Consider the following 17,402-nt stretch of genomic DNA (forward strand, 5'->3'; position numbering starts at 1 on the left):
TTCCCTGAACCCGGATGGACGGCTCCTCGTCCGTCCGCACTCTGACCATGAAGACATCCAAACTTGCCATTGCTTCGCTCTTTCTGACCATCTTTGTCGATGCGGCCGGCATCGGCATCGTGTTCCCCGCGCTGACGCCGATGCTGCTCAACAACGAAACCGGCCTGTTTGCCGCGTCGGTCAGCGAGGCCACGCGCTATCAGATCTACGGCATCGTGCTGGCGCTCTATCCGCTGGCCATGTTCGCCGCGTCGCCGTTGCTCGGCGACATGTCCGATCGGTACGGCCGCAAACGCGTGTTGCTGCTGTGCCTGGGCGGCAACGCGCTCGGCATGCTCGGCACCGCAGCCGGCGTGTACGCCGGCAGTCTGTGGTGGGTGCTGATCGGCCGCGCCATCTGCGGCCTGACCGCCGCAAGCTTGCCGGTGGCGCAGGCGGCCGTCATCGACATCAGCGCGCCCGACAGGAAGGCGGGCAACCTGAGCATGATCACGGCGGCGAACGGCGTGGGATTTGCGATCGGGCCGGTCATCGGCGGTGCGTTTTCCGGCGCGGGCGGCGGCGCGTTCGGCCTCGCGTTGCCGTTCGTCATCGGCGCGGCCCTGGCAGCGCTCACGCTCGCCTTCGTGACCGCCTTCTTCTCCGATCGTCGCGTACACGACGGCGCCGCGCGCGCGCGACGCACCGGTGCATGGCGGCGCATCCTCGCGAATGCGGCATCGCCGGCGCTCCGTCCGCCGCTCATCATCCTGGCGGTGTTTCTGACCGGTTACTACATCTTCTTCAACTACATGTCCGCCTTTTCCCTGTTGCGGTATGGATTCGACGCGTTCTGGGAAGCCATGTTGCTGTCGTTCTACTCGGCATGCTTCGCCGTGTCGCTGATGTTCATCATTCCCGCACTGGCGAAGGCGTTTTCCCCGAAACAGAACCTGATGGGCAGCCTGATGGCGCAACCGGTCCTGATCGCACTGGTGGTGATGGTCGACGCCCCCGCCAGCCTCTGGGCGGCCGTGCCGCTGCTCGCGCTCGCCGTATCCAATTCCTATGTCACGCTGCTCAGCATCGCATCGAACCGCGCTGCCGCCGACGATCAGGGGCAGGTGCTGGGCGTCGTGTCGTCGATCAATGCGCTCGCCTGGGGCGTCGCCCCGATCGTGACCTCGCTGCTGCAGCCGCATTCGATCGTCCTCCCGGTCGCGGCGTCCGCGCTGGTGCTCGTGGCGGCGTGCGCGCTGGGCGGGCGCTTCTGCAACCAGGCGGTCGAACTCGAGGTCAGTCGATGAACCCCCGTCAAGGTCATTCACCGCGAACCCACTGGAGAATTCAATGAATGCCAACACTCCCCAACTGCCTCATCCGCTCGGATTGCGGCGCGTCGTCGTGACGGGGCTCGGCCTCGTGACTCCGCTCGGCGTCGGTGTCGAACACACGTGGCGGAACCTGCTCGACGGTCGCAGCGGCATCACGACCATCGATCGCTTCGACACGTCGCATCTGCCTTGCAAGATCGCCGGGGTAGTTCCCGCGGGCAGCGCGCGCGACGGCGGCTTCGACGCGACCGAATGGGTCGAGGCGAAGGAGGTCAAGAAAATGGATCCGTTCATCGTCTATGCAATCGCGGCCGCCACGGAAGCGATCGACGACGCGCAATGGCATCCGGCCGACCGGGAATTGCAGAATCGCACCGGCGTCATGGTCGGCGCGGGTATCGGCGGCCTGCCGGGGATCGAGGCGGGATCGCGACAACTCGAACGCGCGCCCGGCAAGCGGCTGTCGCCGTTCTTCATTCCGTCGAACCTGATCAATCTGGCCGCCGGCCAGATTTCGATCAAGTACGGTTTTCGCGGCCCGACGCACGCGACGGTCACCGCATGCGCGTCCGGCGCCCACGCGATCGGCGATGCGGCGCGCCTGATCGCGCTCGACGACGCGGACGTGATGATCGCGGGGGGCGCGGAGGCCGCAGTATGTGAGGTGGGGATCGCCGGTTTTGCCGCTGCGAAAGCGCTGTCCACGGGGTTCAACGACACGCCGGAGCGTGCGTCGCGGCCGTGGGATGCCGACCGCGACGGCTTCGTGATGGGTGAGGGCAGCGGCATGGTCGTCCTCGAGGAATACGGGCATGCGCTCGCGCGCGGCGCGCGAATCTACGCGGAAGTGATCGGCTACGGCATGTCGGGCGACGCTTATCACATCGTCGCTCCGCCGGATGACGGCGACGGCGCGGCCCGCGCGATGCTTGCCGCCCTCAAGCGCGCACGCATTGAGCCGGACGCCATCGACTACATCAATGCGCATTCGACCTCGACGCCCGCCGGCGACCTGGCCGAGATCGCCGCGTTGAAACGCGTGTTCGGCGAGCATCTGTTCGGTGGTGCGTCGGTGTCCGCCACCAAGGCGTCGACCGGGCACCTGCTCGGCGCCGCCGGCAGCGTCGAAGCGGTGTTCGCGCTGCTGGCGCTCCGCGACCAGGTCGCACCGCCGACGATCAACCTCGATCGCGTGGCGCCCGAATGCGACGGCCTCGATCTCGTGCCGAACCGCAGCAAGCCGCGGCCGGTGCGTTACGCACTGTCGAATTCCTTCGGGTTCGGCGGAACGAACGCCGCGCTGATATTCGGGCCGCCGCCGGCGGACGCCTGATCCCGAGGCGTGCCGGATACGCCCATCCGGCACGCCCTTGACATCACAGGGCGTCCGTCCAGATAGTCACTTGCATATTAGAAGTCTCAATGATAGCCTTCACGCCATGAGAACGACCAGCTTTAAATCGATGGAGTGCCCGACCGCGCGCGCACTCGACTGCATCGGCGAATCGTGGACGCTCCTGATCCTGCGGGATGCGTTACAGGGGTGTACACGCTTCGACGAATTCCAGCGCAGTGTCGGGATTGCCACCAATACGCTGACGCGCAGATTGAAACGCCTGGTCGATCAAGGCCTGCTGGAGCGCCGGCGCTACATGACGCGACCTACGCGTTACGAGTACGTGCTGACGCAGATGGGCATCGACCTGTTTCCGCTGCTGGTCGTGCTGTTCGACTGGGGAAGCAAATACCTCGTCAACGACGGTGTCGCGGTTCAGCAGATCGACCGCGAGAGCGGCCGGGTGCTTGAATCCGTGGTCGTCGACAGGAATGACCTGCAGCCGATTACCGTGGATCGCGTCTTGCTCAGGGCAGGGCCGGTCGCATCGGCCGCCGTGCATGAACGTGTCGAGCAGGTGCGTGAGCTGCGCGAAAGTGCCTCGGGCAGCTGACCGCTCTCGTACCGTTGGAACAAGCCGGACTCGTCCCGAGTACCGGCCAGGAAATACCGGATCGACCCGGGCGGTCGCCGTTTGTCGGCGGGCGAGCGTGGCGTTTCCGATGGTGTCGTGTACTTCGGCAGGTCCGACTTGATGCGTGCTTACGTTCGATATCAGTGAAGAGTCAATACGGAGTTTGAATTGGTAGACGAATTCATGCCTATCCTTCAATCGCAGACGATGGAGGAGCTCGGGGCCCACGTGGGAAGTTTCTGCCGCGAGGCCGGATACCAAACTTATATCTATGCGGTTGTCTCGTCCGCGTCCGCCGGCGAGACGGGCGTCAATCACATCATCTCGAACTGTCCGGCCTGGCAGGATGTCTACGCCGAGCGTCGCTACGCGAACATCGACCCGATCCTCGCTCATGCACGCATGTCCTCGCTGCCGCTGCGATGGGAGCGCGCGATGTACAGTTCCGGCGAGCAGCGGTGCCTCGAAGCGGAGGCCCGTCGCTTCGGTCTCGTTCATGGCCTGAGCCTGCCGGTGCGCGGCCACCGGGGTGACATCGGCGTGCTGAGCGTCGCCTCCGACGGCTCCGAGGGCATCCCTGCGCACGACCTCGGGCAGACCGCGAAACTCAGTCTGCTTTGCGCGTATATCGAGGAAAAGGTCACCATGATCGCGCGCGAGACCAAAGGGCAGGGCGCGACGCGGATGTCCGGCATGAGTTCGCGCGAACGCCAATGCCTGCAGTGGTGTTCCGCAGGCAAGACGAGCTGGGAGATCGGCGAGATTCTCGGCATCACGGAACGAACCGTGAATTTTCACATCGGCAATGTCGTTCGGAAGCTCAATGCCAAGGGCCGTCGTCACGCGGTGACGAAGGCCATTTCCCTCGGGCTGTTGTGCGTGTGACAAGCACGCCAGCCGTTGCGTTGGGTCTGATCGCTCCGTCAACCTGGCTTCCGGAAACGGAACCGTGATCGGTCGACGGTCCCTTGATTCAGATAGCGGTTACCGGGCTTCGCCCGGTGTCCCCACGTCAATCCCGCCTGGCCGTGCGCATACAACCGGCCGACCAGCCGGCGAATCTGCAGGGCCGTCAACGTACGCCAGCAGCGTACAGGCCGCTCCTCGAACCACCGATGGTCGCTGCCATCGATCTGGATCAATTCGCCCAGGCAGGCCCGGCGTGCTCGTGGCTGATAGACCTTGGGCGGTCGTTGCCGGCGCGGAATCCAGAGCCCAGCGTCCGTCATCAGCTTCCTGACCGTTTCCTTCGACAACTGCAGCCCGTGGCATTCCCAGAGCTTCTCGCAGGCCAGCGTCGGGCCAAAATCGGCGTAGCGCTCACGAATCAGACTCAGGGCGCGATGAGCCAGATCCTCAAGCAGTTGATGGTTGCTCGGGCGACCACGCTTGCCTGACACCAATCCGGCCACGTCGGCTGCGCGATAGCGCAACACGAGGCGCTCAACTTGCCGCACGCTCAAACTCAGCCGGTCGGCTGCCTGACCGGGCTTGAGCCGGCGCTCGGCCACTGCCTCAATGACCTTCAGCCGATCCACTTCACGCATCGTCATGGTGATCGTCCCAGTCGCGTTCATCGCCGGCGCTCCCTGAGGGGTGTTGGCGATCAACCTACAAGCCAAAACACGACATTTTTATTTAGCGGAAACGCGACATCTGAACTTGGGACCTACACCAAAACTATCGATAATTATGATTATGTCAAATATGAAATTTACCCGGTGACAGCCCTGAAATCACCGCCGGACAACGCCCGAATCGCACCTCACCGGCCGTCCGCAGCCATCCCTTTCACGGACACGAACCACCCCCGACGATCCCCCTGATCGCCGCAATCTCCAACCGGTCACCACGAACCGCCCGCATCAGGACAACATCATCCCTTGCATCTTGTGCGAGAAATGCGCGCGCTCGGCCGTCTCCATCAGCATCAGGAATTCGTCCTGCATCATGTGGATCAGCGCTTCGTGGTCGCCGGCCTCGAAATAGACTTCCGGCTGTTGCGCGAGGCGTTCCTCGAGGAACGTCTTCATCCCGTACGCCATGCAGACCGGCGGCAGCGCACCCATGTCGCAATCCTTGAACAACTCGCGCAACTCGACCTCCCGGGCGAGCACGAGATGGCGTCCCGTCTTCACCCAGAGATCCGACAGGCGCACGGCGTGCGTCGTCGGCAAAACGGCGGCGACGTAGCCCTCGTCGTCTTCGAGGAGCACGGTTTTCGCGAGGCGATCGCCGGGAATGTGCGCCGCGGCGGCCGTCTCCATGCTCGTATGGCTATAGGGGTGGTACACGACTTCGTACCGCGATGACTTCTGGCGCAGGCAATCCTGCAGGGTGGCTGATACTGGCATGGCACACCTCGTCTGGGCGAATCGGGCGAACGGAGTTCGCTCCGGATTCGTTCAGCATAGGTCGCATTCCGGCCAATGGAAACGCCCTCGCGTAACGTCCGTCCGGGCGGCCCGGCAGCCGGTTCCGGTCTTCACCCTGTCCGGCCGCCCTCGCCCTTCGGCATGTGAAATCCGGGCCCGGAATACGCCTGGCAGACCCTCTTTTCCTGTAGACGAATGGACGCTTCGCAGGCTCGCGCGCGTATGCGCCCATCAATAGGCGGATGCCGAAGCACTAGACCGTTAGTTGCATTTTAAGGAAGCCAGCAGGACGATACCAGCCTGGCATCCGCAAAAAAGGCCGACGTGCAGACGTCGGCCGGCGTGTCGCCAAACCGCACCGCCAAGGGCTTGCCCGGTGACCTATACTGAGCCGGCCGCCCGTCATCCCGCGGCGGCACCCGACTTCTGGAGCCACCATGCATTACCAGTTGATCTACGAACTCGTCGACGATTACCTGTCGCGGCGCGAACCGTTCCGTGCGCAGCATCTCGCGCTCGCGCAAGCCGCGACCGAGCGCGGCGAACTCGTGCTCGCCGGCGCGCTGACGGATCCGGCCGATCAGGCCGTGCTCGTGTTCGAAGGCGATTCGCCTGAAGCGGCCGAGTCGTTCGCGCGCGCCGATCCATACGTGCAGAACGGCCTCGTGAAATCGTGGCGCGTACGGCCGTGGCGCGTCGTGATCGGCAAGCACGCGCCGCGCTAGGCGCGCAGCACGCCTACAGCCACCCTGCCCGCTTGAAACGCCACCACAGCGCGAAGTCGGCGACGACCATCACCGCGATGCAGCCGTAGAAGCCGTATTTCAGGTGCAGTTCGGGCATGTTCGCAAAGTTCATCCCGTAGATGCCGGCGATCATCGTCGGTATCGCGAATAACGCGGCGAACGAACCGAGCCGCTTCGTCACTTCGCTCTCGGCCAGCGAAATCATCCCGAGGTTGACCTGGATCGCCGTGACGACCATCTCGCGGCGCCCTTCGATCGTCTTCACGATCCGCTGCAGATGGTCGTATACGTCGCGGAAGTAAGCGGCCATTCCGCTGCAGACCTGCGGCACGCGCCCGCCCGTGAGCTTCGCGAGCGGCTCCATCAGCGGCGCCGTGTGCTGGTACAGCAGCACGAGCCGGCGTTTCAGCGAATAGAGATCCTCGATGACCGCGCGCGACGACGCGGGCGTCGCCTTCGCGAAGATGCGGTCCTCGAGTTCTTCCAGCTCGGCGCCGAGCGTTTCGAGGATCGGAAAATAGCGGTCGACGACCTGGTCCATCAGCGCATAGAACACGAACGCCGCCCCCTCCTGCAGCAGATGCGGCTCGCGCTCGCAACGCTTGCGCACCTCGCGGAAATCCTGCTCGGTATGGTTGCGGATCGACAGCACGTAATTCGGGCCGACGAACACGTTCAGTTCGCCGACCTTGAATTCGCCTTCCTCGTCGAGTTCGACCGTATGCAGTACCGCGAACAGCGAATCGCCGTATTCCTCGATCTTCGGCCGCTGATGCCCCTTGCGGGCATCCTCGAGCGCGAGCTCGTGCAGCCCGAACTCCTCGCCCATCAGGTCGATTTCGTCGGGCGTCGGATCCTTCAGCGCGACCCACACGAAGCACTCGGGCTTCGACACGTAATCGCTGATGGCGTCGATATCGATGTCGGCCAGCTTGCGGCCGTCCTGGTAAGCAGCACAGTTGATCAGCATGTTGTCCGTGATGTTGCGGTTTGCGCATCAGTTTACCGGTTTGCTGCGCGGACGGCCCGGCTTGCACGGCACGCCGATATTGGTCATGATCGGGCTGCGTGCGCCGCAGCACGCACACCGGGGTACTTCGACAGGCCCGCCGGACCCGCGTAGTGCGACGCGCAACGGCCATGCGGCCCAACCGTCAAGGAGACAGACCTATGTGGTATTTCTCGTGGATACTCGGCATCGGCGTGGCACTCGGCTTCGGCATCATCAACGCGATGTGGCTCGAAGCGGAAGTGTTCTCGCGCGGCGACAAGCGCAATGGCGCGTCGAGCCAGGGGTCGGGGAGCACGCATTCGTGACGCATCTGGTGTTCTTCTGCGGTCACGCCGGCACCGGCAAGACCACGCTCGCGAAGCGGCTCATCGGGCCGCTCATGCGTGCAACGGGCGAAGCGCTCTGCCTGCTCGACAAGGACACGCTATACGGCCGCTACAGTTCGGCCGCGATGGGCGCGCTCACGGAAGACCCGAACGATCGCGACAGCCCGCTCTACCTGAAACACCTGCGCGATCCCGAATACCACGGCCTGCTCGACACGGCCCGTGAAAATCTCGCGCTCGGCATCGGCGCGATCGTCGTCGGCCCGCTGTCGCGCGAAGTGCGCGACCGGCGCATCCTCGATCGCACGTGGCTCGGCATCGCGCCCGATGTCACGCTGACGGTCGTCTGGGTCCACACGTCGGAAGACGTCGCGCACCAGCGGATCGTCGCGCGCGGCAATCCGAACGATGCGTACAAGCTCGCGCACTGGGACGAATACCGGCAGCGCCGCTTCGTGCCGACCGGCCACGAATGCGACGGCATCGTGATGTTCGACAACACGGCACCATCCGACGCGGACATCGATGCGCTGCTGTGCCGCATCGCGCCGCCTGCGCAACCCGCGACGATGGTCCCGCCGCTACCGGCCTGAGCGCGCCGCCCGGCGCCCTTCCCGCTTCCCCCAAAAAACAACGCCGGAAGCGCTGCTGCGCTCCCGGCGTCGTACGGCCCTCGTGCCCGAGGCTGGCGAATGGTCAGGCGACCGCGTGCACGCGCTCCATCGTGCCGCCTTCGTACAGCTTGCCGAAGCGGTTCGACAGGAACGCCTTCAGCGACACCTTTTCCTGCGGGATGAAACCGCTCTGCGGCAGCTTCTTCTCGCGGAACAGATCCAGCACCGCGCACATCGCGCCGGCCGTCGTGATCTGGATCGCGCTCATGTGCATCCCGCACACGTCCTTCGCGAAGATCTTGCGCGTGAACACGTCCTGCACCAGCTGGCCGTCCTTCACGCCCGTCACCGTGATGAACACGAGCACGACGTCCTGCTTGGTCGACGGCACCGCGCGGCGCATGATCGACTTCAGCGTGTCGCGGTCGGTCGACAGACGCAGGTCTTCCAGCAGGAACTGGACGAGGTCGCGGTGGCCCGGGTAGCGCACCGACTTGTAGTCGAGCGTCTCGACTTTGCCCGACAGCGTCTCGCACAGGGTGCCGAGGCCGCCCGACGTGTTGAACGCTTCGTATTCGGTGCCGTCGAGCGAGAAGTGCTCGAGGCCTTCGAGCGGCTGCACCCACTGCTTGCGGCCGTCGCGGATCGCTTCGCACGGCTGGCAGTATTCGTTGATCAGGCCGTCGACGCTCCACGTCAGGTTGTACTTCAGCGCGTTGGTCGGGTACTCGGGCAGCGCGCCGACGCGCATCTTCACGTCACGCACTTCAGTGAAGCCGTTCACGAGTTCGTGCGCGGCGAGGCCGATGAAGCCCGGCGCGAGGCCGCACTGCGGCATGAACGCGCGATCCGAGCCGTCGGCCAGTTCGCGGATCGCGTGCGTCGCACGCACGTCTTCGGTCAGGTCGAAGTAGTGCACGCCGGCAGCCTTCGCAGCGGCGGCGACATTAACCGCGAGGTAGTAAGGCAGCGCGTTGACGAGCGCATCGAAGCCCTTCACTGCTTCGCGAATCGCATTCGCGTCGGCCGAATCGACTCGTTGCGTCGCAATGCCTTCGCGCGACAGCTTCGCGAGCGCATCCGCATCGCGGTCGAACGCGACGACTTCGTAGTCGCCCGTTTCACGCAGCATGTGAGCAATGGTGTGGCCGATCAGACCTGCGCCGACGATGGCGATTTTCATGCGCTTATCTCCTGATGATGGGTTGGTGTTGTGAACGGCGTTGAGCCATGAACACAGTTTAGAGACGCGCAAAATCAGTTCCAAGACGAAGAATGATGCGAAACGACCGATAATTTCGACGTAACGACGACATATTTCGTCGAAACGTCGAAACGACGTGTTTTCACCCGCGGCCGGCCCGCTATGGCTGGCCTAAGTTTCGCGATTCAGACTGCATGCCGATCACCCGATTTCCAAGGAGGCATCGCATGCAATCCCTGCCCGTCCATCGCGCGTCGCACTGGCTGAACAAGGTGCCCGACGTCGCGCTGTCGTTCTGGATCATCAAGATCATGTCGACCACGGTCGGCGAAACCGGCGCGGACTTTCTCGCGGTCAACGCGGGCCTCGGCCAGACCGTCACGCGCGTCGCGATGGCGTCGCTGCTCGCGATCGCGCTGTGGCTGCAGTTGCGCACGCGCCGCTACGTGCCGTGGATCTACTGGCTCACGGTGGTGCTGGTCAGCATCGTCGGCACGCAGATCACCGACCTGCTCACCGACGGCCTGAACGTCAGCCTGTATGCGAGCACCGCCGCGTTTGCCGTCGCGCTCGCCGCGATCTTCTTCGTATGGCATCGCGTCGAAGGCACGCTGTCGATCGACACGATCGTCACGCCGCGGCGCGAGCTGTTCTACTGGGCTGCGATCCTCTGCACGTTCGCGCTGGGCACCGCCGCCGGCGATCTCGCGACCGAGGCGCTCGGGCTCGGCTTCACGCTCGGCGCACTGGCCTTCGGCGCGTCGATCGCGGCCGTGTTCGCGATGTGGCGGTTCGGCGTCAACGCGGTGCTGGCGTTCTGGATCGCGTACATCCTGACGCGCCCGTTCGGCGCGTCGCTCGGCGATTTGCTCACGCAGGCCCGCGCCTATGGCGGGCTCGGCTTCGGCGCCGCGTGGACGAGCCTGTTGTTCCTGACCGTGATCGTGCTGCTCGTCGCCGTCGCGCAATTCGGCAGCAGCGCGCAGACGCGCGCCGGCGCCGCCGAATGACGCCCTTTTCCTTCCGTTCATCGCATCGAGGACATCCCATGCCCATTCCGAATTCCGTTTCCCGTCTCGTCATGGCCGCGGCAGCGATTGCCGTGCTCGGCGCCGCCGCCGGCTGCTCGAAACAGCAGGATGCGAACGCATCGACCCCGGCGCCTTCGACGGCCGCCTCGTCGTCCGCGGCGCCCCGCGCATCGAAACTCGGCGACCTGTCGCAGTTCCGCACGATCGCCGCCGACGTGAACACGCTCGTCGGCAAGGGCGACCTGCCCGGCGCGAAAACGCGCATCAAGGATCTGGAGATCGCGTGGGATTCGGCCGAGGCCGGCCTCAAGCCGCGCGCGGCCGCCGACTGGCACATGGTCGACCAGGAGATCGACCGGGCGCTCGCCGCGCTGCGCGCCGACCATCCGACCCAGGCCGATTCGGCCGCCGCGATGAAGAACCTGCTCGCGGCATTCGACCGATTCGGCAGCCAGTAAGCGCAGACCGGCGATGCGCCGGGCGCGCCGCACGTGACGCGCGCCCGGGAATCGCATACGCTGGCGGCGATTGCGCGGCACGGAGAACACGCATGCGAATACTGCTGGTCGAGGACGACCCGATGATCGGCGAGGCAGTCCATGCCGCGCTGAAGGACGCGTCGTACGCCACCGACTGGGTCACCGACGGCGGGCGCGCGCTGACCGCGTTCGCCGCGCAGCCCTACGACCTGGTCCTGCTCGACCTCGGCCTGCCCGGCCGCGACGGGCTCGACGTGCTGGCCGGCATCCGCGCGAAGGACGCCGGCACGCCACTGCTCATCGTCACCGCGCGCGACGGGCTCGACGATCGTCTGCGCGGCCTCGACGGCGGCGCCGACGATTACATCGTGAAACCGTTCGACATGGCCGAGCTGCTCGCGCGGATTCGCGTCGCGATCCGGCGCCGGGCCGGCTCGGCCGCGCCGCTGCTGAGCAACGGAATCGTGTCGCTCGACCCCGCGACGCGCGAAGCGACCGTCGACGGGCATGCGCCGGTTGCACTGTCGAACCGCGAGTTCTCGCTGTTGCGTGCGCTGCTGGTACGCCCCGGCGCGATCCTGTCGCGGCGCGAGCTCGAGGATCGCCTGTACGGCTGGGGAGAGGAAGTCGAAAGCAACGCGGTCGAATTCCTGATCCATTCGCTGCGCCGCAAGCTCGGCAGCACCGTGATCAAGAACGTCAGGGGGGCGGGATGGATGGTTTCAAGAAACGCCTGAACGAATCGATCGGGTTTCGCCTGTCGGTCGCGCTGTCGGCCGCGATCCTCGTCGTCGCCACGGTCGCGGCCGCGTTCGCGTTTTCATCGGCATTCGACGAAGCGCACGAATTGCAGGACGACGTGCTGCGCGAGGTCGCGACGCTGCTCGATCGCCAGCGTGCGCCTGCGCCGCGTGCAGCAGACACCGGCCCCGCGCGAGAAAGCGACGAGCTGTCGCGCGTGATCGTGCAGCCGCTCGGCGGCGGTCCGCAACCGCGCACCGACGGCGGGCCGACGCTCGCGCTGCCGCCGACGCTCGCCGACGGGCTGCACACGGTCGATGCCGGCGGCAGCGCCTATCGCGTGATGGTCCGTACGTTCGCGAACGGCGAGCGCATCGCAGTCGCGCAGGAGGCCGGCATGCGCGACGACGTCGCGCGCGAGAGCGCGTGGCGCACCGCGCTGCCGCTGCTGATCCTCGTGCCGATCCTGCTGCTGCTCGTCGCCGATCTCGTGCGCAAGCTGTTCCGTCCGGTCGCCATGCTGTCGGCCGGGATCGACGCGCGCGACGAACACGACCTGCGCCCGGTGCCGGCCGAGCACGTGCCGGTCGAGGTGCGGCCTTTCGTCGTCGCGATCAACCGGATGCTTGCGCGCGTCGCACAATCGGTCGACGCACAGCGCCGCTTCGTCGCCGATGCCGCACACGAGCTACGTTCGCCGCTCACCGCGATGTCGCTGCAGGCCGAGCGCCTGGCCGGCACCGACCTGCCGGACGATGCGCGTGCACGGCTCGCCGCCCTGCGCGGCGGGCTCGACCGCAGCCGCCACCTGATCGGGCAGCTCCTCGCGCTCGCACGTGCGCAAAGCACGCCGGCCGCCGCGCCCGGCGCCGTGTCGGTACATGCGGTCTATCGCCGTGTGCTGGAAGACCTGATGCCGCTCGCCGAGGCGAAAGCGATCGACATCGGCGTCGAGGACGGTCCGGATACCTGCGTGCCCGTCGACGAGCTCGAACTCGCGTCGCTGGTCATGAATCTGGTCGACAACGCGATCCGCTACACACCGGCCGGCGGTCGCGTGGACCTGTGGACGCAAGCCACGGACACGCATGCCTGCGTGTCGGTCGTCGATAGCGGGCCGGGCATCGCCCCGCAGGAACGCGAGCGCGTGTTCGATCCGTTCTATCGCGTGCCCGGCAACGTGCAGATCGGTTCGGGGCTCGGCCTGTCGATCGTGAAGATCCTCGCGGACCGGATGGGCGCCGACGTCACGCTCGCGTATGCGGACGAGCGGGCCTCGCTCGGGTTGCGCGTGTCGGTGCGGATTCCGCTCGTGCGCCCGTCAAACGCAGCGCAGCGCAGCCCCGCGACCGGGCCGACAACCGATTGACCCGCTACGCACGCACCAGGCGTCAGCCGCCGATCGTCCCGCGATCGATCTTGCGCGACAGGATGATCGACGTCGTCGTGCGCTCGACGCCTTCGAGCGTGCCGATCTGGTCGAGCAGGTCGTTGAGCCTTTCGGGCGAATCGGCGCGCAGCCACGCGACGTAGTCGTACTCGCCGCTCACCGCGCACAGCAGCTGCACTTCCGGCATCCGGTCCAGCTTGCGCAATACGTCCTTGCCGAACTTCGGCGTGAGGATGATGCCGACGTACGCGTAAATGCTCGCATCGAGCACGTCCTGCCCGAGCCGGACGCTGTACCCCGCGATCACGTTGGTGCGTTCGAGCCGCGCGATGCGCGCAACGACCGTCGTGCGCGCGACGTCGAGCTGGCGCGCGAGATCCGCGACGCTGGCGCGCGCATCGGCTTGCAGCAGCGCGACGAGTTGCCGGTCGAGATCGTCGAGTTGGTCGAGGCGGGGTGGACGCATGAGGCTGTGCCGACGCGCGATGCGCCGGCTGAGTGGAAGGTGACGCGATGATAGCGCCGAACACCGGCACGCCCAAACGGCATCGCCGGAATCCGGTCCGAACCTTTCAATTTCGATTCGTATCGGATGTAAGCAAGTGTCGCATTCACTGCTGCGCTGCACGCAACGTGCTACTAATAGCGTGCGACGCGAGATGCGTGCTTGCGGCAATGGCCGCCGCGCCCGCTCGCACGACACCACCCCGGAGAGCCAACCATGAAGAAAATCTCGCTCACCCTCGCTACGCTCGCCGTTGCAGCCAGCGCGTTCGCGCAAACCCCGGCCCAGCCGCAAGCGCCCGCCCAGGCCCCGGCCATGACGGCCGCGGCGTCGGCCCCGAGCGCCGAGCAGCGCGCGGCACGCCACGAAGCGCGTATCGAGCAGCGCATCAAGTACCTGCACGACCAGTTGAAGATCACGTCGGCGCAGGAACCGCAATGGAAGACGTTCGCCGATACGATGCGCGACAACGGCGAAACGATGGGCCGCCTCTACAGCGAACGGATGGCCAAGCACGACGTCTCCGCGCTCGACGACATGAAGCAGTATGCGGAACTGTCGCAGGCGAACGCCGACGGCGCGAAGAAGCTCGCCGACGCCTTCGCACCGCTCTACGAGAGCTTCCCGGCCGAGCAGAAGGCGCTGGCCGACACGACGTTCCGCAGCTGGCTGCACCACGGCGGCGAGCACCGCGGCAAGGGCAAGGCGAAGGGCAAGGAAGGCAAGGCGGCCGCCGCGCCGGCCGCGAGCGCACCCGCGCAACCCTGACGCCCTCCCCGCCGGCGCCGTGGCCCGCCCGGGCCTGACGGCGCCGCGCCTCTGCCGGCGATCGGCGCGCCACACGGCGCGCCGAATTCGGGATAAGCTCCCGGCTTTTCCCGCTTTCCCGCCCTTCCCCGCCATGCTCGAACTCAAGCAACTCGATCTGCGCACCGATCCGCAGGCCCGTCGCGTCGTCAAGGACGAAACCGTCGCTGTTTCCTTCGCGGAGGCCGACGGCGAACTGATGAGCCTCGAAGGCCCGAACCGCTATGTGGCGGGCGACGCCTTGATCACCGGCTCGACCGGCGACCGTTGGGTCGTGTCGCGCGCGCGCTTCGACACCAAATACCTGCCCGCCGATCCGGCGCTCGCCCACGGCGCGCCGGGCGCCTACCGGAACCGGCCGGCCGTCGTGCTGGCCCGCCGGATGGACGAACCGTTTACGATCGCCCGCTCGGAAAACGGCGACACGCTGCGCGGCGTCGCCGGCGACTGGGTCATGCAGTACGCGCCTGGCGACTACGGCGTCGTGCAGGCGCAGCGCTTCGCGCAGGTCTACCGCGACGCGTAATCGGCCGCGCCGGCACGCTGCCGGCGCCCGTCCTCACGCAAAGTCTTCGTCGAGTTCGAGTTCCGCGTCACGTTCGACGGCCTCGCCGGCCGCGTGCCGCTCCTCGAGCGACCCGAGCATCGCTTCCGTATACGCATGCAGCACCGCGTGACTGCGCGCGCGCTGCATCGGCTTGAGCGCCAGATAGCGCGCGAATGCCGCCGGCACGATGCGGATCGCGAGCGTCATCCGCTTCGGCGTCGCGCCGAAACGCATCGCGAGCCAGTGTACGGACAGGCAGCGCCCGCGCGCATCGCTGATTTCGGCGAAGCGTGTCTGCTCCGGAAAGAGATCGCAGATCACGCGCGCGAGCGCGTCGAATTCCGCGCTCTGGCATTCGATCAGATAGTCGTCCATTCCGCTCCCCCGTCAGGCCGCCGCACGCGACGGCCGGCACGTCTTCACCAGCACGACGGCCAGGACCGCGGCCAGCACGAAATACGCGGCCTCGACCCACGCGGCCGGCAGCACGCGCACCTGGTACAGCAGCGTCGGCGTCGCCGCGAGCGCATGCAGCACGATCGCAAGCGGCAACACGGCCATCCGGCCGGCGCGCACGCCGCGCCAGACCAGCACCGACAGCGCGAGCTGCACCGCGAACGCCGCGCAGCGTTCGAGCAGCAACAGCAGGATCGACTGTGCCGACAGCGTCGCGAGCATCATGTGCAGCCGCACCACGGTGTCGACCGGCAGGTCGGACAGCTGCGTCTCGAGCTGGCCACGGCTCGCGAGCCATGCGAGATACGACCACTGCCCCCACACGAGCACGCCGACGAACCACGCCTCGGCCCCGGCGTGACCGATCCCGTAGCCGATCCCGCGACCGTCGCCAGCCGATTCGCCATAGCGGCGGTTCAGGAAGCGCATCCCGAGATAGCGGCCGATTTCCTCGAACACGGCGGTGGCGAGCGCGCCGTACGCGACGAACGCGAGCGGCTGCGTCAGCCAGCCGTCCTCCGGCGTGTGACTCAGCACGAGCCCGTGGAACGCGCGCTCGGCGATCATCGCGAACAGCGTGAAGACGGCGACGCCGACGATCGTGTCGCGGCGGTTGAGCGCAAGCGGCTTGCGCAGGATGCGGTAGAGGACGAGCGGCAGCAGCGCGATGATCAGCGTGGCGGCAATCAGCAGCGCCAGCGTGACGGGAGCGACAGTCATGTATTTCCTTGTTCGGGGCAGCGCACCTGACGCGCTGCGTGCCCCGAATGATACTCAGCTTGCGGTCGACGCGCGCGCACACAGTTCGCCGGGCAGCATCGCGACGCGCACGTCGCCCGCCGCGCCGTCGATCCGCTCGTGCACGAATTCGACGGCCTTGTAGCCGATTTCGTAGGTCGGCTGACGGATCGTCGTGATACCGATCAGCTCGGCCCACTCCGGATCGTCGATCGACAGCAGCGCTGCCTTCTGCTGCCAGGCGGCGCCGAAACGCGCGCGCAAGTGGCGTGCGATCGAGAGCGCGACCGGCGCATTCGCGGCGAACAGCGCCGCACGTACGCCACGTCGCGCCGCATCGTCGATGCGGGTGTCGATGTCGGCAAGCGCGGCGGCCGCCGCATCGGGTTCGTTCAGGTCGAGCACGACCGTCGGCGGCACCGGCAGCCCGCGCGCATCCAGCGCCGCGCGGAACGCGGCCTCGCGTACGCGCCGCGAGCTGATGCGCTCGAACGGCTGCACGACGAAATGGATCGCGTCGAACCCGTGTTCGATCAGGTGCTCGAGCGCCATCTCGATTGCGTCGGCGTTGTCGAGCCCGATCAGGTCGGCCTCGAAGCCCTCGACCGTCCGGTCGACGAGCACGGCCGGGATCCCCGCACCGCGCAGCGGGCGCAGCACGTCTTCCTCGGCGCCGAGCGCGTTGACGATCAGCCCTTCGACACGGTAGGTCGTGAGCAGCTGCAGGAAGCGGCGCTCCATCTCGACCTCGTTCGCCGCGTGGCAGATGAGCGGCATGTAGCCGAGCGCATGGCACGCGGCCTCGACGCCCTGCAGCACTTCGACGGTGTAAGGATTGGTCAGGTCGGCTGCGAGCATGCCGAGCAGCCGGTTGCGACCGCGCTTGAGCCCGCGCGCCATCTGGTTCGGCCGGTAGTTGAGCCGTGCGATCGCCGCCTCGATGCGCTGGCGCAGATCGATGGACAGCACATGCGTCTCGCCGTTCAGGTAGCGCGAAACACTGGTCTTGCCCGTGCCGGCCTCGCGCGCGACGTCGCTGATCGTCGCCGGACGCGTCGTGGAAGGTTGCGAATCGGTCACTGTCGTGCCTCGCGACGTACGATCCGCGCCGCTTCGTGAGCAGACGGACCTTTGTTGTTGGAAACGTA

Annotated in this window: 20 protein-coding genes and 1 pseudogene; 13 read left to right on the forward strand and 8 right to left on the reverse strand. The window is 66.5% G+C overall.

Annotated features, from left to right (window positions below; all coding sequences use genetic code 11):
- Positions 1–14 precede the first annotated feature (14 nt).
- The 4 genes from BLA15945_RS03860 (at position 15) to BLA15945_RS03875 (ending at position 4,168) form a co-directional block, all read left to right on the forward strand.
- Positions 15–1,286 carry an MFS transporter gene (locus tag BLA15945_RS03860; RefSeq protein WP_059234137.1) on the forward strand — a complete coding sequence of 424 codons (1,272 nt, stop codon included), beginning with the start codon at positions 15–17 and terminating at the stop codon, positions 1,284–1,286.
- 43 nt (positions 1,287–1,329) lie between these two features.
- Positions 1,330–2,646, forward strand: a complete 1,317-nt coding sequence (fabF, locus tag BLA15945_RS03865) for a beta-ketoacyl-ACP synthase II (protein WP_217468142.1) — start codon at positions 1,330–1,332, stop codon at positions 2,644–2,646.
- Positions 2,647–2,752: 106 nt separating this feature from the next.
- A complete protein-coding gene (locus BLA15945_RS03870; protein WP_059234135.1) occupies positions 2,753–3,262 on the forward strand; it encodes a winged helix-turn-helix transcriptional regulator in 510 nt (169 codons plus the stop codon).
- A gap of 189 nt (positions 3,263–3,451) precedes the next feature.
- Positions 3,452–4,168, forward strand: a complete 717-nt coding sequence (locus BLA15945_RS03875; RefSeq protein WP_155627136.1) for a helix-turn-helix transcriptional regulator — start codon at positions 3,452–3,454, stop codon at positions 4,166–4,168.
- Between the two features lie 200 nt (positions 4,169–4,368).
- On the opposite strand, the pseudogene BLA15945_RS03880 reads toward BLA15945_RS03875, so the two are convergent.
- Both BLA15945_RS03880 and BLA15945_RS03885 read right to left on the reverse strand, forming a co-directional pair.
- A pseudogene (locus BLA15945_RS03880) lies at positions 4,369–4,860 on the reverse strand (helix-turn-helix domain-containing protein); the annotation flags it as partial.
- 288 nt (positions 4,861–5,148) lie between these two features.
- Complete coding sequence (locus BLA15945_RS03885) at positions 5,149–5,637, reverse strand: aminoacyl-tRNA deacylase (RefSeq protein ID WP_059234117.1); 489 nt, start codon at positions 5,635–5,637, stop codon at positions 5,149–5,151.
- A 458-nt stretch (positions 5,638–6,095) separates the two neighbouring features.
- Between BLA15945_RS03885 and BLA15945_RS03890 the strand changes: the two genes are divergently transcribed.
- A complete protein-coding gene (locus tag BLA15945_RS03890) occupies positions 6,096–6,383 on the forward strand; it encodes a YciI-like protein (protein ID WP_174991524.1) in 288 nt (95 codons plus the stop codon).
- Positions 6,384–6,396: 13 nt separating this feature from the next.
- Here BLA15945_RS03890 and corA read toward each other — a convergent pair whose 3' ends face one another.
- Complete coding sequence (gene corA / locus BLA15945_RS03895) at positions 6,397–7,374, reverse strand: magnesium/cobalt transporter CorA (protein ID WP_174991525.1); 978 nt, start codon at positions 7,372–7,374, stop codon at positions 6,397–6,399.
- A gap of 200 nt (positions 7,375–7,574) precedes the next feature.
- On the opposite strand from corA, the gene cydX reads away from it, so the two are divergent.
- The gene (cydX, locus tag BLA15945_RS03900; RefSeq protein WP_174991526.1) at positions 7,575–7,721 is read left to right on the forward strand and encodes a cytochrome bd-I oxidase subunit CydX; all 147 of its coding nucleotides are present in this window, start codon (positions 7,575–7,577) and stop codon (positions 7,719–7,721) included.
- A complete protein-coding gene (locus BLA15945_RS03905) occupies positions 7,718–8,335 on the forward strand; it encodes an AAA family ATPase (RefSeq protein ID WP_174991527.1) in 618 nt (205 codons plus the stop codon). The genes cydX and BLA15945_RS03905 overlap by 4 nt, the downstream gene beginning before the upstream one ends.
- A 103-nt stretch (positions 8,336–8,438) precedes the next feature.
- On the opposite strand, the gene BLA15945_RS03910 is transcribed toward BLA15945_RS03905, so the two are convergent.
- Positions 8,439–9,539, reverse strand: a complete 1,101-nt coding sequence (locus BLA15945_RS03910; protein WP_059234113.1) for a saccharopine dehydrogenase family protein — start codon at positions 9,537–9,539, stop codon at positions 8,439–8,441.
- Positions 9,540–9,787: 248 nt separating this feature from the next.
- Here BLA15945_RS03910 and BLA15945_RS03915 point away from each other — a divergent pair, with 248 nt between their 5' ends.
- The 4 genes from BLA15945_RS03915 to BLA15945_RS03930 all read left to right on the forward strand — a co-directional run bounded on the left by BLA15945_RS03915 (position 9,788) and on the right by BLA15945_RS03930 (position 13,180).
- Positions 9,788–10,570 (forward strand): COG4705 family protein, encoded by a 783-nt coding sequence (locus BLA15945_RS03915; RefSeq protein ID WP_174991528.1) that lies wholly within the window; start codon positions 9,788–9,790, stop codon positions 10,568–10,570.
- A gap of 38 nt (positions 10,571–10,608) precedes the next feature.
- A complete protein-coding gene (locus tag BLA15945_RS03920; RefSeq protein WP_059234111.1) occupies positions 10,609–11,049 on the forward strand; it encodes a hypothetical protein in 441 nt (146 codons plus the stop codon).
- Between the two features lie 92 nt (positions 11,050–11,141).
- Positions 11,142–11,807, forward strand: coding sequence for a response regulator transcription factor (locus BLA15945_RS03925; protein WP_059234110.1), 666 nt, complete (start codon positions 11,142–11,144; stop codon positions 11,805–11,807).
- Entirely contained in the window at positions 11,783–13,180 is a 1,398-nt protein-coding gene (locus BLA15945_RS03930; RefSeq protein ID WP_174991529.1) for a sensor histidine kinase, read from the forward strand. The genes BLA15945_RS03925 and BLA15945_RS03930 overlap by 25 nt, the downstream gene beginning before the upstream one ends.
- A 22-nt stretch (positions 13,181–13,202) precedes the next feature.
- On the opposite strand, the gene BLA15945_RS03935 is transcribed toward BLA15945_RS03930, so the two are convergent.
- Positions 13,203–13,667: an Lrp/AsnC family transcriptional regulator gene (locus BLA15945_RS03935; RefSeq protein ID WP_006481526.1), complete on the reverse strand. Its 465-nt coding sequence runs from the start codon at positions 13,665–13,667 to the stop codon at positions 13,203–13,205.
- Positions 13,668–13,922: 255 nt separating this feature from the next.
- Here BLA15945_RS03935 and BLA15945_RS03940 point away from each other — a divergent pair, with 255 nt between their 5' ends.
- Positions 13,923–14,474 (forward strand): Spy/CpxP family protein refolding chaperone, encoded by a 552-nt coding sequence (locus tag BLA15945_RS03940; RefSeq protein WP_174991530.1) that lies wholly within the window; start codon positions 13,923–13,925, stop codon positions 14,472–14,474.
- 133 nt (positions 14,475–14,607) lie between these two features.
- Complete coding sequence (locus BLA15945_RS03945) at positions 14,608–15,039, forward strand: PGDYG domain-containing protein (protein ID WP_174991588.1); 432 nt, start codon at positions 14,608–14,610, stop codon at positions 15,037–15,039.
- A gap of 33 nt (positions 15,040–15,072) precedes the next feature.
- On the opposite strand, the gene BLA15945_RS03950 is transcribed toward BLA15945_RS03945, so the two are convergent.
- Genes BLA15945_RS03950 through BLA15945_RS03960 form a run of 3 tightly spaced genes read right to left on the reverse strand, consistent with a single transcriptional unit; the run spans position 15,073 to position 17,334 of the window.
- A complete protein-coding gene (locus BLA15945_RS03950; protein ID WP_059234106.1) occupies positions 15,073–15,435 on the reverse strand; it encodes a DUF3022 domain-containing protein in 363 nt (120 codons plus the stop codon).
- Positions 15,436–15,447: 12 nt separating this feature from the next.
- Positions 15,448–16,236, reverse strand: a complete 789-nt coding sequence (locus BLA15945_RS03955) for a YhfC family intramembrane metalloprotease (protein WP_059234105.1) — start codon at positions 16,234–16,236, stop codon at positions 15,448–15,450.
- 54 nt (positions 16,237–16,290) lie between these two features.
- Positions 16,291–17,334 carry a LacI family DNA-binding transcriptional regulator gene (locus tag BLA15945_RS03960; RefSeq protein WP_059234104.1) on the reverse strand — a complete coding sequence of 348 codons (1,044 nt, stop codon included), beginning with the start codon at positions 17,332–17,334 and terminating at the stop codon, positions 16,291–16,293.
- Positions 17,335–17,402: the final 68 nt, after the last annotated feature.

The sequence above is a fragment of the Burkholderia arboris genome (assembly GCF_902499125.1).
In the GTDB taxonomy this organism is placed as follows: Bacteria; Pseudomonadota; Gammaproteobacteria; order Burkholderiales; family Burkholderiaceae; genus Burkholderia; species Burkholderia arboris.

Coding starts and splice junctions, on each gene's coding strand:
- BLA15945_RS03950 (WP_059234106.1), bottom strand. CDS start 15,435: ATGGACGACTATCTGATCGAATGCCAGAGCGCGGAATTCGACGCGCTC.
- BLA15945_RS03870 (WP_059234135.1), top strand. CDS start 2,753: ATGAGAACGACCAGCTTTAAATCGATGGAGTGCCCGACCGCGCGCGCA.
- BLA15945_RS03955 (WP_059234105.1), bottom strand. CDS start 16,236: ATGACTGTCGCTCCCGTCACGCTGGCGCTGCTGATTGCCGCCACGCTG.
- corA (WP_174991525.1), bottom strand. CDS start 7,374: ATGCTGATCAACTGTGCTGCTTACCAGGACGGCCGCAAGCTGGCCGAC.
- BLA15945_RS03915 (WP_174991528.1), top strand. CDS start 9,788: ATGCAATCCCTGCCCGTCCATCGCGCGTCGCACTGGCTGAACAAGGTG.
- fabF (WP_217468142.1), top strand. CDS start 1,330: ATGAATGCCAACACTCCCCAACTGCCTCATCCGCTCGGATTGCGGCGC.
- BLA15945_RS03890 (WP_174991524.1), top strand. CDS start 6,096: ATGCATTACCAGTTGATCTACGAACTCGTCGACGATTACCTGTCGCGG.
- BLA15945_RS03910 (WP_059234113.1), bottom strand. CDS start 9,539: ATGAAAATCGCCATCGTCGGCGCAGGTCTGATCGGCCACACCATTGCT.
- BLA15945_RS03860 (WP_059234137.1), top strand. CDS start 15: ATGGACGGCTCCTCGTCCGTCCGCACTCTGACCATGAAGACATCCAAA.
- BLA15945_RS03930 (WP_174991529.1), top strand. CDS start 11,783: ATGGATGGTTTCAAGAAACGCCTGAACGAATCGATCGGGTTTCGCCTG.
- BLA15945_RS03940 (WP_174991530.1), top strand. CDS start 13,923: ATGAAGAAAATCTCGCTCACCCTCGCTACGCTCGCCGTTGCAGCCAGC.
- BLA15945_RS03945 (WP_174991588.1), top strand. CDS start 14,608: ATGCTCGAACTCAAGCAACTCGATCTGCGCACCGATCCGCAGGCCCGT.
- cydX (WP_174991526.1), top strand. CDS start 7,575: ATGTGGTATTTCTCGTGGATACTCGGCATCGGCGTGGCACTCGGCTTC.
- BLA15945_RS03925 (WP_059234110.1), top strand. CDS start 11,142: ATGCGAATACTGCTGGTCGAGGACGACCCGATGATCGGCGAGGCAGTC.
- BLA15945_RS03935 (WP_006481526.1), bottom strand. CDS start 13,667: ATGCGTCCACCCCGCCTCGACCAACTCGACGATCTCGACCGGCAACTC.
- BLA15945_RS03885 (WP_059234117.1), bottom strand. CDS start 5,637: ATGCCAGTATCAGCCACCCTGCAGGATTGCCTGCGCCAGAAGTCATCG.
- BLA15945_RS03920 (WP_059234111.1), top strand. CDS start 10,609: ATGCCCATTCCGAATTCCGTTTCCCGTCTCGTCATGGCCGCGGCAGCG.